At 69.0% G+C, this 12,458-nt stretch carries 14 protein-coding genes and 1 pseudogene; 8 read left to right on the top strand and 7 right to left on the bottom strand.

All coding sequences use genetic code 11. The annotated features are described in order from the left end of the window. Position 1 precedes the first annotated feature (1 nt). Genes arfB through DDF62_RS09185 form a run of 7 tightly spaced genes read right to left on the bottom strand, consistent with a single transcriptional unit; the run spans position 2 to position 4,829 of the window. Positions 2–424, bottom strand: coding sequence for an alternative ribosome rescue aminoacyl-tRNA hydrolase ArfB (gene arfB / locus DDF62_RS09215; RefSeq protein ID WP_116488842.1), 423 nt, complete (start codon positions 422–424; stop codon positions 2–4). Beyond that, positions 421–879 (bottom strand): YaiI/YqxD family protein, encoded by a 459-nt coding sequence (locus tag DDF62_RS09210; protein ID WP_116488841.1) that lies wholly within the window; start codon positions 877–879, stop codon positions 421–423. The genes arfB and DDF62_RS09210 overlap by 4 nt, the downstream gene beginning before the upstream one ends. Before the next feature lie 29 nt (positions 880–908). Continuing rightward, complete coding sequence (locus DDF62_RS09205; protein ID WP_116488840.1) at positions 909–1,307, bottom strand: NUDIX hydrolase; 399 nt, start codon at positions 1,305–1,307, stop codon at positions 909–911. 28 nt (positions 1,308–1,335) lie between these two features. Further along, entirely contained in the window at positions 1,336–2,427 is a 1,092-nt protein-coding gene (locus tag DDF62_RS09200; RefSeq protein ID WP_116488839.1) for a serine hydrolase domain-containing protein, read from the bottom strand. Positions 2,428–2,459: 32 nt separating this feature from the next. Further along, on the bottom strand, positions 2,460–3,329 hold the full coding sequence (locus tag DDF62_RS09195) for a helix-turn-helix transcriptional regulator (RefSeq protein WP_116488838.1): 870 nt from the start codon (positions 3,327–3,329) through the stop codon (positions 2,460–2,462). Between the two features lies 1 nt (position 3,330). After that, positions 3,331–4,332: a porphobilinogen synthase gene (hemB, locus tag DDF62_RS09190; protein WP_116488837.1), complete on the bottom strand. Its 1,002-nt coding sequence runs from the start codon at positions 4,330–4,332 to the stop codon at positions 3,331–3,333. Between the two features lie 56 nt (positions 4,333–4,388). Next, positions 4,389–4,829 (bottom strand): DUF2147 domain-containing protein, encoded by a 441-nt coding sequence (locus tag DDF62_RS09185; protein WP_116488836.1) that lies wholly within the window; start codon positions 4,827–4,829, stop codon positions 4,389–4,391. 207 nt (positions 4,830–5,036) lie between these two features. Between DDF62_RS09185 and DDF62_RS09180 the strand changes: the two genes are divergently transcribed. The 8 genes and pseudogenes from DDF62_RS09180 (at position 5,037) to DDF62_RS09145 (ending at position 12,378) form a co-directional block, all read left to right on the top strand. Continuing rightward, complete coding sequence (locus DDF62_RS09180; protein WP_116488835.1) at positions 5,037–6,176, top strand: isobutyryl-CoA dehydrogenase; 1,140 nt, start codon at positions 5,037–5,039, stop codon at positions 6,174–6,176. A gap of 101 nt (positions 6,177–6,277) precedes the next feature. Continuing rightward, positions 6,278–6,688 carry a hypothetical protein gene (locus DDF62_RS09175; RefSeq protein WP_133244905.1) on the top strand — a complete coding sequence of 137 codons (411 nt, stop codon included), beginning with the start codon at positions 6,278–6,280 and terminating at the stop codon, positions 6,686–6,688. Next, on the top strand, positions 6,685–7,290 hold the full coding sequence (locus DDF62_RS09170) for a histidine phosphatase family protein (protein ID WP_116488833.1): 606 nt from the start codon (positions 6,685–6,687) through the stop codon (positions 7,288–7,290). The genes DDF62_RS09175 and DDF62_RS09170 overlap by 4 nt, the downstream gene beginning before the upstream one ends. A gap of 8 nt (positions 7,291–7,298) precedes the next feature. Then, a complete protein-coding gene (locus DDF62_RS09165; protein ID WP_116488832.1) occupies positions 7,299–8,357 on the top strand; it encodes an enoyl-CoA hydratase/isomerase family protein in 1,059 nt (352 codons plus the stop codon). An 89-nt stretch (positions 8,358–8,446) separates the two neighbouring features. After that, complete coding sequence (locus tag DDF62_RS09160) at positions 8,447–9,253, top strand: class I SAM-dependent methyltransferase (protein WP_116488831.1); 807 nt, start codon at positions 8,447–8,449, stop codon at positions 9,251–9,253. A 173-nt stretch (positions 9,254–9,426) separates the two neighbouring features. Further along, positions 9,427–10,329: pseudogene (mmsB, locus tag DDF62_RS09155) on the top strand (3-hydroxyisobutyrate dehydrogenase); the annotation flags it as partial. Between the two features lie 167 nt (positions 10,330–10,496). After that, positions 10,497–11,723, top strand: coding sequence for a 5-aminolevulinate synthase (hemA, locus tag DDF62_RS09150; RefSeq protein ID WP_116488829.1), 1,227 nt, complete (start codon positions 10,497–10,499; stop codon positions 11,721–11,723). A gap of 10 nt (positions 11,724–11,733) precedes the next feature. Beyond that, the gene (locus DDF62_RS09145) at positions 11,734–12,378 is read left to right on the top strand and encodes a hypothetical protein (RefSeq protein WP_116488828.1); all 645 of its coding nucleotides are present in this window, start codon (positions 11,734–11,736) and stop codon (positions 12,376–12,378) included. Positions 12,379–12,458: the final 80 nt, after the last annotated feature.

The raw sequence follows: 12,458 nt of genomic DNA, 5'->3' as shown, positions 1-12,458 counted from the left end.
GTCAGTCGTCGTGACGGACGCGGCCGCGCATCGACTTCACGCCCGACCGCTTCGTCTTCGTCTCAAGCCGCTTGAGCTTGCTGGAGTAGGTCGGCTTGGTCGGGCGGCGGGGCTTGGGCTTTTCGGTGGCGCGGCGGATCAGCTCGACCAGCCGCTCGCGGGCGTCCTGGCGGTTCAGCTCCTGCGAGCGATGGCCTTGGGCGAACAGCACCAGCACGCCGTCCTGGGTCATGCGGCTGCCGCCCAGCGCGGTGAGGCGGGCCTTGATATCGTCGGTCAGGGACGGGGAGTTGGCGACGTCGAAGCGCAGCTCGATCGCCGTCGAGGTCTTGTTGACGTGCTGGCCGCCGGGGCCCGAGGCGCGGGCGGCCTTCTCGACCAGCTCGTCCTCGTCGATGCGCAGCCAGGAGGTGATCTCGATCATCGGACGACCACGCGCCTTGCCTTGACCACGGCCTGGTCGAGCGCCTGGAGGAACTTGCTGCGGTCCTGAGGGCCGAAGGCCTTGGGGCCGCTGGTGACCTCGCCCATCGAGCGCAGGTGCTCGCCGATGGAGCGGCTGGCCAGGGCCGAGCCGATCATGTCGCTCGTGAACACCCGGCCGTTGGGCGCGATCGCCTGGCCGCCGGCCTTCAGCACGCGGTCGGCCAGGGGAATGTCGTTGGTCACCACCACGTCGCCGGGACCGGCGCGCTCGGCGATCCAGTCGTCGGCCACGTCGGGGCCGGCGTCGACCACGATCTGCTCGATGGCGGGGGTGGCGGGGACGCGGATCCAGCTGTTGGAGACGACATAGGTCTTCAGGCCGTTGCGGGCCGCGACCTTGTAGGTCTCGTCCTTCACGGGGCAGGCGTCGGCGTCGATGTAGATCGTCGTCATCCGCGCCCTATAGCACGGGTTGCAGATTGTCAGGCCAGAGCCAGTAGTGCGGGAATGACCTCGTCCTTCAGCAGCGGGGCCAGGGCCATGCCTGCCGGCGGGAAGGCCGGGTCGATCCAGGCCAGTTCCTCGATCTCGGCCTGGGCGGCGATGCCGCCCTCGACTACGGCGAGGTAGGTCGCCGACTGCACCGTGTACCCCGCCTCGTTGGCGGCGGGGGCGCGGAACCGGCCCAGCAAGGTCGCCGAGACCAGCCGGCAACCCAGTTCCTCGTCGAGCTCGCGGGCCAGGACCGTCAGGTCGTCCTCGCCGCCGTCGCGCTTGCCGCCCGGCTTCATGAAAATCGCCGTGCCGCGCTTGCGCACCAGCAGCATGCGGCCGTCCTGGTCGCGGATGACGGCGGTGACGATGTCGAGGACCTTGCTCATGCCCGCCAGACTAGCGGATTCGGGACCCTCAGGGCTCGACGGCCGCCAGGATGTGCTCGGTCAGCAGGCGCTCGGTGATGGCGTGCGGCTGGCGGACGTCGAAGTTCACCGTGGTGACCACCGCGACGATTCCAAGGTCGGGCACGATGGCTACCTTGTTGCCGCCCGTGCCGCTCATCGCCCAGACCTTGTGGCCGCCCAAGGTCTGCAGCCAGATCAGGTAGCCGTAGTCGGTGTCGGGCCGCGCGTTGGCGTGCGGTGAGGTGGCGGCCTGGACGAAGGACGCAGGCAGCACCTGCCGACCGTTCCACTTGCCGCCGTCGAGATAGAGCTGACCCAGCTTCAGCAGGTCGCGACTGCGCAGGCCAAGCCCGCCGCCGCCCTGCGCCAGGCCCAGCGGCGAGACCTGCCAGCGCTCGCCTTCGATGCCCAGCGGACCAAACAGCGCCTCGCGGGCGAAGACGGGCAGGGGCTTGCCGACTGCGCCCTGGACCACCGCCCCCAGCGTCGTCACCCCCGCCGTGCAGTAGGAGAAGCTGCGGCCGTAAGGCGCGTCGGCGGGCTTCTGCACCCATTCGGGAAAGCCGCGCACCGGCAGGTCGAGATAGAAGCCGACCCAGTCCTCGATCAGGTACATCCGCTCTTCGTTGCCACGCGAGAACTGGTTGTCGTCGTCGCATTCGGCGATGGAGCTCATGGTCATCAGGTCCTTGACCGTGACCTTGTCCTTGCGCGGATCGGGCGCGGCGGCGGGCGGACGGCTTTTCAGGTAGGGCTTGATCGGCGCGTCGACGCCAGGGATCGCGCCGCGATCGATCGCCGCGCCGGCCAGCATGGCGGTGACGGTCTTGGTCACCGAGCGGGTGTTGCGTCGCGCTTCCGCGCCGCCGTCGGGCTTGCCGTCGTCGTAGTAGGCCTCGAACACCAGCTTGCCGTGGCGGGCGACCAGCACGCTGGTGATCTTCTGGAACTGGCCGGCCTTGATGGCGACCGACATGGCCTCGAGCTTGGAGGCCGACAGTCCTTCGGCAGTGGGAGTGGTGGTAGGGGTGTCGGGAGCGGCCGAGGCGGTCGACAGCGGCGCCAGGGCCAGGGCGGCGGCGAACAGGAAGCGTTTCACGACAGGCGACTCCGACGGCTTACGCAGTCAAGCTAGGGCGTGGTCGCGGCCGCGTCTTGGACGCCTGAAACATCGGGCCGTCTGGCGGCGCGGGGGCTGCAAAGGCGTGCGAACTCCCCGGGTGTCACGCCATAGGCCTGGCGGAACTGCCTGTTGAGGTGGCTCTGATCGCAGAAGCCCGCCGCCAGGGCGATCTCGCCGATCGGCAGGCGGCCTCGCATCAGCAGGTCGGCGGCGCGTTCGAGCCTCCGCGCGCGCAACCGCTCGCCCGGCGCGGCGCCCAGCCAGCGGCGATAGCCGCGGGCTAGATGCACGGGATGCACTCCGGCGGCGCGGGCGAGGTCGGCGACGCCGATCGGCTGGTCGAAGGCGTCGGCCAGATAGCTTTCGGCCAGGTCCAGCCAGGGCGGCCGGTGATCGCCGTCGCGAGGCGGCGCCAGAGCCTCTGCGGCCAGTTCGAGGCTCAGCCCTTCCAGCGACAGCGGCTCGGCGTAGGCCGAGAGCAGCGAACGGGTGAGGCGCAGCGCCGCGCGGCGGGCGACGGGGCCGGTCAGTCGCAGGGCGTCGATCGCCGCGCCGCCGTCGGCCAGGGTTCGCCAGTCGCCGGCGGCGAAGCTGACGGCCAGGAAATAGCCGCCGGCTTCGACGAACCGGTCGCGATGGACCACGCCGGGCGGATTGTAGACGAGGACCGGCCCCTCGGTTTCCGGGCCCCAGGCCGTGGTTTCATAGCGGCCGTGGGTGGCCAGCACGAAATGGGCGTCGTCGTGGCTGTGCTCGTCGACGTGCTCGGCGCTCATGGTGGCGGCCAGATGGGCCAGCCGCACGCCGGGCAGCCGACGCTCGATCGTCGGCGCGCCGTAGAACCGTCCTGGTGCGAAGGCGGTTCTCGGCGCGGCCATCTCAGCCCAGCTTCTCGGCCGCCCAGGGCGCGAAATAGGTGATGATCCCGGCCGCGCCGGCGCGCTTGAAGGCGGCCAGGCTTTCAAGGATCGCGCGGTCCTCGTCGATCCAGCCATTGGCGCCGGCGGCCTTGATCATCGCGTACTCGCCCGACACCTGGAAGGCGTAGGTGGGCATGCGGAACTCGTCGACCAGTCGGCGCAGGATATCGAGATACGGCAGGCCCGGCTTGACCATGACCATGTCGGCGCCCTCGGCGATGTCGAGGGCGACCTCGCGGATGGCTTCCTCGATGTTGGAGGGATCCATCTGGTAGGTCTTCTTGTCGCCCTGGCCCGCCGAGAGTTTCGCCGAGCCGATGGCGTCGCGGTACGGGCCGTAGAAGGCCGAGGCGTACTTGGCGGCGTAGGACATGATCATCGTGTCCTGCCAGCCGTCGGCCTCCAGCGCGCCGCGCAGACGGCCGATGCGGCCGTCCATCATGTCGGATGGCGCCAGGATGTCGGCGCCGGCGGCGGCCTGCATCAGGCCCTGTTCGATCAGCCGCTCGATGGTGGCGTCGTTGAGGATCTTGCCGCCCTCGACCACGCCGTCGTGGCCGTGGTCGGTGAAGGGGTCCAGCGCTACGTCGCACATGATGCCGACCTCGGGGGCGGCGTCCTTCATGGCCTTCACGGCGCGGGGGATCACCCCGTCGGGATCGGCGGCGATCGAGCCGGTCGCGTCCTTCCGCGACGGGTCGATGTGGGGGAAGATGGCGATGGCCGGGATGCCCAGGTCGCGGGCGCGGACGGCGGCCTTGGCGGCTTCCTTGACGCTGAGGCGCTCGACGCCGGGCATGGAGGCCACCGGGACGGTTCCTTCGCCCTCGTGCACCACCATCGACCAGATCAGGTCGGACGGACGTACTTCCGTCTCGCGGACGAGGCGGCGGGTCCAGTCGGCCTGGCGCAGGCGGCGCAGGCGCGTGGCGGGGTAGGGGGCGAGCGGCGGAACGGTCATGCGAAGGGTTTCGCGCGCGACGCCGGTCGAGGCAAGGCGTTAAGGCCCTTAAGGGGCTATTCGCCGGTCTTGCTGGCGCGCACCTGCTGCACGCCGTCGACGCGGGTCCAGACCTGGGACTTGCAGAACAGGCCGCCCAGGACGCAGCCCTTGGCGCGCATGGTGCGGGCGTCGATGAACTCGGCGGTCCCGTTCAGGGTCACCTTCAGCGTCGGAACGAAAACCCGGCCGCGCATGTTTCCGTTGCCGGTGGGCGCGAAGTCGCGCAGCACCTGCTGGCCCACCAGGGTGTCGTAACCGCTCTTCTTGGCGTCGGCCTCGGCCTTGCGGCTGGCATAGACGACCCAACCGCACATGCTCGGACCGCAGTCGGTGATGTGCAGGCGGATGTTGTCCTTCGGGTTGCGCCACACGCCAAGATTCTCGGCGTGAGCCGGCGCGGACACGAACGTGAACAGGGCCGCGACCGCGGCCAGAGCGGTAATGAACTTAGACATGGGAACCGAGACGACGCCTCCGATGGGCGTGATCTGATACCGACGAGGTGTCGGATCAAGGGAGGTGCGACCTTTCGCACCCGTTTTCGCTGCGGCGCCGCATTCAAATTCGCCAACTGAGATATGATTGACACACTTGGCTGCTCAGGGCAGGTCAGCGGTCAAGAAGGTGAGGGCGGATATGCCCCGCATGGGAGGAAGTGGCGCATGGATTTCGCGCTGAACGACGATCAACGCGCCATTCAGGATATGGCCTCGGGCTTCGCCGCAGAACGGCTTGCCCCGCATTCGGCCCAGTGGGACGAGCACAAGCACTTTCCCGTCGACGTGCTGCGCGAGGCCGCGGGCCTGGGTTTCGCGGGCATCTACGTCAATGACGACGTCGGCGGCAGCGGGCTGTCGCGCCTGGACGCCTCGATCATCTTCGAGGCCCTCAGCTACGGCGACGTGCCGGTGGCGGCCTACCTGACCATCCACAACATGGCCTCGTGGATGATCGACCGCTTCGGCTCGGAGAGCTTGCGCCAGCGCTATCTGCCGCGCCTGACCACCATGGAGCTGATCGCCAGCTACTGCCTGACCGAGCCCGGCTCGGGTTCGGACGCGGCGGGCATGCGCACCACCGCCCGCCTTGAAGGCGACCACTACGTCCTGAACGGCGGCAAGGCCTTCATCTCCGGCGGCGGCGTGTCGGACGTCTATGTGGTCATGGCCCGCACCGGCGGTGACGGTCCCAAGGGCGTCTCGGCCTTCGTGGTCGAGAAGGGAACGCCGGGCCTCTCCTTCGGCGCCAACGAGCGCAAGATGGGCTGGAACGCCCAGCCCACCGCCCAGGTCAATTTCGACGACTGCCGCGTGCCGGTCGCCAACCGCATCGGCGGGGAGGGCGAGGGCTTCCGCTTCGCGATGATGGGTCTGGATGGCGGGCGCCTGAACATCGCCTCGTGCTCGCTGGGCGGCGCGCAGTTCGCGCTCGACACGGCCAAGGCGTACCTCGAGACCCGCAACCAGTTCGGCCGGCCGCTGAAGGACTTCCAGGCCCTGCAATTCAAGCTGGCCGACATGGCCACCGAGCTGGAGGCCGCCCGCCTGATGGTGCGCCGCGCCGCCCATGCGCTCGACAACAGGGATCCGCAGGCCACCAAGCTGTGCGCCATGGCCAAGCGCTTCGCCACCGACGCCGGCTTCCAGGTCGCCAACGACGCCTTGCAGCTGCACGGCGGCTACGGCTACCTGCAGGACTATCCGCTGGAGCGCATCGTCCGCGACCTGCGCGTCCACCAGATCCTGGAAGGCACCAACGAGATCATGCGCGTCATCATCGCCCGCGAGATGTTCCGGCAGTGACGGCCGTTCCCGAGACAGGGAGCAAGAGGGCCGGGGAGCCGGCTTGGTCCTGGCCCGCCTTGGCGGCGTCGGCGGGGACCTACGGCGGATGCATTGTTCTAATGGCCCTGGTCATCGCGCCGTTCCGGCAGGGGCTGGACGGCGACACGATCGCGGCGACGGCGTCCGCGCCGTTCGCGGACATCCTGGCGGACGCGCTCGTGCTGGCCTTGTTGTTCGGCGTTCCGGTGATGGCGCTTGGGTGGTGGCTGAACCGTCGCTGGGGCGGCGGCCGCCTCGCGTTCGGTTTCTTCGTCGCGGCCACGCCGACCCTGCTGGTGGTCGCCGCGAAGGTTCTGATGGCTGCGTCGGCCGGCATGGAGCAGCCGTCGAACCTGATCCCGTTCCAGCCTTCGGCCTGGACCTATCTGCCCAACTGGCTTGAGGTGGCGGGGACGGCGCTATCGTGTCTTTTCGCCGCCCTGGTCTATACGACGCTCGCGCAAGCGAAGCGGAGTTCCAGGGCCCCATGATCTATCTTTGCCGCCACGGCCAGACGCAGTTCAACCGCGAGGGTCGCTTCCAGGGGCAGACCGAGTCGGACCTGACCGCCTTGGGCCGCGCCCAGGCCCGCGCCATGGGCGAGCTGCTGGCCGACCTGATCGCGCGCGAGCCGTCCGACGACTGGCGGATCGTCGCCAGTCCGCTGCGCCGCGCGCGCAACACCGCCGAGGCCATCGCCGAGCGCACCGGCCTGTCGTTGTCGTTTGACGATCGCCTGCTGGAAATCAGCGTCGGCGAATGGTCGGGCCGCCTGCGCGAGGACATCCGCCGTGACAATCCCGAGCTGTTCGCCAGCTACGAGTGGGCGTTCCGGGCGCCGGGCGGCGAGACCTTCGAGGACGTCACCGCTCGCGTCGCCGGCTGGCTGGCCGACCAGGCCCCGGAAGCCGAGCGCCGGCTGATCGTGGTCAGCCACGGGGTCGCCGGCCGCCTGCTGCGCGGCGCCTATGCCGGCCTGTCGCGCGCCGACACCCTGGCCCAGGAGGTGCCGCAGGACGCGGTCTACCGCCTGCTGGCCGGCCAGATCGACCGCTTCGACTGCGCGCCCGTCGAAGACCCCGAATTCGCCTGAGAACCCAGATGACCGAAGCCCGCGAAGTCCTCGTCAGCGTCAAGAAGAACGTCGGCCGGATCACCCTGAACCGGCCCAAGGCGCTGCACGCCCTGACGCTGTCCATGTGCGAGACGATGATCGAAACCTTGCTGGCGTGGCAGGCCGATCCCGAGATCGACATGGTGATGATCGACCATTCGGGCGAGCGCGGCTTCTGCGCCGGCGGCGACATCCGCATGCTGGCCGAAAGCGGGGCGGGCGACGGCGTCGAGGCGCGGAAGTTCTTCCACACCGAGTATCGGCTGAACCATCTGCTGTTCCACTACGACCGGCCGGTCGTGGCGATCATGGACGGCGTGGTCATGGGCGGGGGCGTCGGCATCTCGATGCCGGCCCACTACCGGATCGCCACCGAGCGCACGACCTTCGCCATGCCCGAAACCGGCATCGGCCTGTTCCCCGACGTTGGCGGCGGCTGGTATCTGCCGCGGCTGCCGGGCAAGGCGGGGCTTTGGCTGGCCCTGACCGGCGCGCGGATCAAGGGCTCGGACTGCATGCGCCTTGGCATCGCCACCCACTTCGTCGAGTTCGGCGCGGTCGAGGGGTTGAAGAAGGCGATCCTGGCTGACCACCGCCGCATCGACGAGACCCTGCGCATGTACCGCGCCGACGCCGGCAAGGCGCCGCTGGTCGGCTTCGAGCAGGACCTCAACCGCCTGTTCGTCGGCGACAGCGTCGAAGAGATCTTCGAGTTCCTGGAGGCCGACTCCTGTGACTGGGGAAAGGCCCAGCTAGCGGTGCTGAAGACCAAGTCGCCGCAGACGCTGAAGGTCGCCTTCGAGCAACTGAAGCGCGGCGAGGCCATGACCGACTTCGCCGACAACATGGCCATGGAGTACCGGATAGGCTCGCGCGTCGTGCGCCGCCACGACTTCATCGAGGGCGTGCGGGCGGTGATCGTCGACAAGGACAACGCACCCCGCTGGGACCCGCCGAGCATCGAGGCCGTGAACGACGCCGATATCCAGGCGATCTTCGCGCCCCTCCCGCCGGAGGAGGAGTGGACTCCTCTCGCGGACGCCTGACAGCGTTCTGCCGTAGCGGCATTGAAGCTGTCGCTTGGCCTCGCTAGCTTGCCGCCAGCCAAAGAAGAAAGTCCGCCGGAAGGAAGACCATGCGTAAGCCGCTTCTCAGCCTCGTCGCCGCGCTCGCCGTGACCGCGTGCGCCACGACTCCGATGGGGCCCGCCGAGCCGCCGCCTCCGCCGCCCGCCGACGCCCCGGTCTCCATTCCGGCCAACATCATCGCCGCGGTCGACAATCCGCTGCGCCCCGAGGTCGACACCAGGCGCGACGCCGACCGCCTGCCGGCCCAGGTGCTGGCCTTCGCCGGCGTGCGCAGCGGGGCCAAGGTCGCCGACCTGATTCCCGGCACCGGCTACTTCACCCGCATCCTGTCGAAGGCCGTCGGCCCGCGCGGCCACGTCTACGCCTATGTGCCCGACGAGTTGACCAAGCTGGCCAATCGCGAGCCGGCCGTGAACGCCATCGCCGCCGACCCCGCCTACAAGAACGTCTCGGTGGTCCTGAACCTGCTGCCCAACTTCGGCGCGCCCGAGAAGCTGGACCTGGTGTTCACCGCCCAGAACTACCACGACATGCACACCCCGCTGATGGGCAAGCCCGACATGGCGGTGGTCAACCGCAAGGTCTTCCAGTCGCTGAAGCCGGGCGGTGTCTACCTGGTGCTCGACCACTCGGCCCAGCCGGGCTCGGGCCTACGCGACGCCGAGAAGCTGCACCGCATCGACCCCGAGACCGTGAAGGCCGAGGTCACCGCCGCCGGCTTCGTGTTCGAGGGCGAAAGCCGCGTGCTGCGCGACGCCGCCGACAAGCGCAACGTCTCGGTCTTCGACCCGTCGATCCGCGGCAAGACCGACCAGTTCATCTACAAGTTCCGCAAGCCGGCCGGGGCGCGGTAGCGGCATTGCGTCCTTCGAGGCTCGGCTGCGCCTCGCACCTCAGGATGAGGAAGTCATTGCTCTGATTTCCTCATCCTGAGGCGCCCGCGTAGCGGGCCTCGAAGGACGCACGGCCTCGAAGATACAAATCACAAGGACCGCGCCCACGTAGGCGCGGTTCGCATTTAGGGAGCGTAACGATGACCCGCATCGCCTTCATCGGCCTGGGCAACATGGGCGGCGGCATGGCCGCCAACCAGGTCAGGGCCGGCCACGCCGTGGCGGCCTTCGACCTTTCGGCCAAGGCGCTGGAAAAGGCGGTCGGCGCGGGCTGCGTCGCCGCCGCCTCGGTGGCAGAGGCTGCAAAGGACGCCGAGATCGTCATCACCATGCTTCCCGCCGGTCCGCACGTGCGCTCGGTCTATGGCGAGCAGGTGCTGGCCAATGCGCCGAAATCGGCCCTGCTGATCGACTGCTCGACCATCGATGTCGACAGCGCCCGGGCGGTTGCTCAGCAAGCGAGGACGGCGGGGTTCCGCTTCGCCGACGCGCCGGTGTCGGGCGGCATCATGGCCGCTGAAGCTGGCAGCCTCGCCTTCATGGTCGGCTGCGACGACGCCGATTTCGCCGCCGTCGAGGCGGCGCTGAAGCCGATGGCGCGGGCGGTGATCCACGCCGGCGGCCACGGGGCGGGGCAGGCGGCCAAGATATGCAACAACATGCTGCTGGGCGTCTCGATGCTGGGAACCTGCGAGGCCTTCGCCCTGGCCGAGAAGCTGGGCCTGGCCGCCGACCGCTTCTTCGAGATCGCCAGCCAGTCGTCGGGCCAGTGCTGGTCGGTGTCGACCTACTGCCCGGTTCCGGGGGTGGGGCCCAGCACGCCGGCCGATCGCGGCTACGAGGGCGGATTCGCCACGGCCATGATGCTGAAGGACCTGAAGCTGGCCCAGGAGGCGGCCGCGCGCGCCGGCGCCAGCACGCCGATGGGGGCGCAGGCCGAGGCGATGTATGCGCTGTTCGACGCCAACGGCTTCGGCGGCAAGGACTTTTCCGCCGTCCTGCAACTGCTGCGCGGGCGTATCGCGGAGCTGGTTTGAACAAGGCAGGGTTGCGATCGGCGGTTATAGAACCAATCGATGCGACACCACGCCCAATTCCAATTTGTAGGTAGAGGCCCTTAGGTGGACACTATGCCTGCGTGGTGCGAAAAGCCGTGCCAGAAGAAAAGGACCGTAGAGCTTCGGTTCGACGGGTAGAGACCAGCATGGACTACAAAGCCGCGTTCACCGCCGCTGTCTCCCAGATCCGCGACGAGGGTCGCTATCGGGTCTTCGCCGACCTGAAGCGCCATCGCGGCGCTTTTCCGCGCGCCACCTGGACGCGCGCCGACGGCGGCGAGAGCGAAGTCGTGGTCTGGTGCTCGAACGACTATCTCGGCCAGGGCCAGAACCCCGTCGTGCTGGACGCCATGCACCAGGCGATCGACGACCACGGTTCGGGCTCGGGCGGCACCCGCAACATCTCGGGCACCAACCACCACCACGTTGAGCTGGAAGCTGAGCTCGCCGACCTGCACGGCAAGCAGGCCGCGCTGCTGTTCACCTCGGGCTACGTCTCCAACGAAGCCACGCTCAGCGTCCTGCAGAAGATCCTGCCGGGCCTGATCATCTTCTCCGACGCCCAGAACCACGCCTCGATGATCGCCGGCATCCGCAACGGCGGCGGCCCGCGCCACATCTTCCGCCACAACGACCTGGCGCACCTCGAGGAACTGCTGGCGACCGCCCCGGCCGACGCGCCCAAGCTGGTGGCGTTCGAGAGCGTCTATTCGATGGACGGCGACATCGCCGACATCGGCGCCACGGCCGCCCTGGCCAAGAAGTACGGCGCCATGACCTATCTGGACGAGGTCCACGCGGTCGGCATGTACGGCCCGCGTGGCGGCGGCGTCGCCGAGCGCGATGGCGTGATGGACCAGATCGACATCATCGAGGGCACGCTGGGCAAGGCGTTCGGCGTCATGGGCGGCTACATCACCGGCGACGCCGAGGTGATCGACGCCGTGCGCCTGATGGCCTCGGGTTTCATCTTCACCACCTCGCTGCCGCCGGCCCTGACCGCCGGCGCCCTGGCCAGCGTGAAGTGGCTCAAGCAGCACCCCGAAGTGCGCGACGCCCACCAGGAGCGCGCCGCCACCCTGAAGAAGATGTTCCAGGACGCCGGCCTGCCGGTGATGGAGAACGACAGCCACATCGTTCCGGTGCTGGTCGGCGATCCGGTCCACACCAAGCTGATCAGCGACATGCTGCTGGCCGACCACGGCGTCTACGTGCAGCCGATCAACTATCCGACCGTGCCGCGCGGCACCGAGCGCCTGCGCTTCACGCCCACCCCGTTCCACACCGACGACATGATGCGCAAGCTGGTCGGCGCGATGGAAAAGCTCTGGGCGCACTGCAACGTCGCTCGCATGGGCGGCCACGCGGCTTAAAGCACGCGCCTTGGGTTTCGATCTGGGTTACCTGCGCGAGTTGGCCGAGGATGCGTGCGAGCATCCCGGCTGGTCGGGCGCGGCCGACTACTTCCGTCTTCGTCACCAGGGCCTGCGCCGCGAGGCGCTGGAAGCGCTCGACGCCTTCGTCGCCGGGGCTGTGAGCTGGCCGCTGGCCGACCGCGTCGCCTTCGCCGCCTGGATCGGCGAGAAGCGCCTTGCCTATCGCGGCCAGCCTGAAGCCGTGCTGCCCGTTCCGCTGTTTCGCCTGCTGGTCCGCCCGACCCTGGAAGAGTGGGCCCAGGCCAAGCCGGCCGATCCCTGGCCGCTGGTCTGGCTGGCCCGGCTGTCGAGCGGCGGCTCGACCTGGCACGCGTCGCCCGCGCCGTTCTTGCGCGAGGCCTTGGCTCGCGATCCGCTATGCGTTGCGGCGAGGGTGGATCTGGTCCGCGCCATCCTGGCCGACATCGCCTTCCACCAGCACGAATTGCCCGGCGCCTATCTGGGCGACGCCGCCCTCGACCTCTCGGCCCTCGACGAGGTCGAGGACCTGCTATCGGCGGCCGACGAGGACGCACGGTTCGATATCGGGCCGGAGATCGCCTGGGCTCGGGCCGAAGCGAGGGGGTGGCTGGAGCGGGAAGGGGCGGGCTAAAGCCTCTCCGCGTGGCGGTTTCCCGCCACGTCGCCGCTGCGCGCGAAGGCGGCTTGGGGCTGGATGCGCCCTCGTGCGCA

It is taken from the genome of Caulobacter radicis (genome assembly GCF_003094615.1).
Taxonomy (GTDB): Bacteria; Pseudomonadota; Alphaproteobacteria; order Caulobacterales; family Caulobacteraceae; genus Caulobacter; species Caulobacter radicis.
Note: the sequence above shows the minus strand (reverse complement) of the source record. Positions and strands in the feature narration are given on the sequence as shown.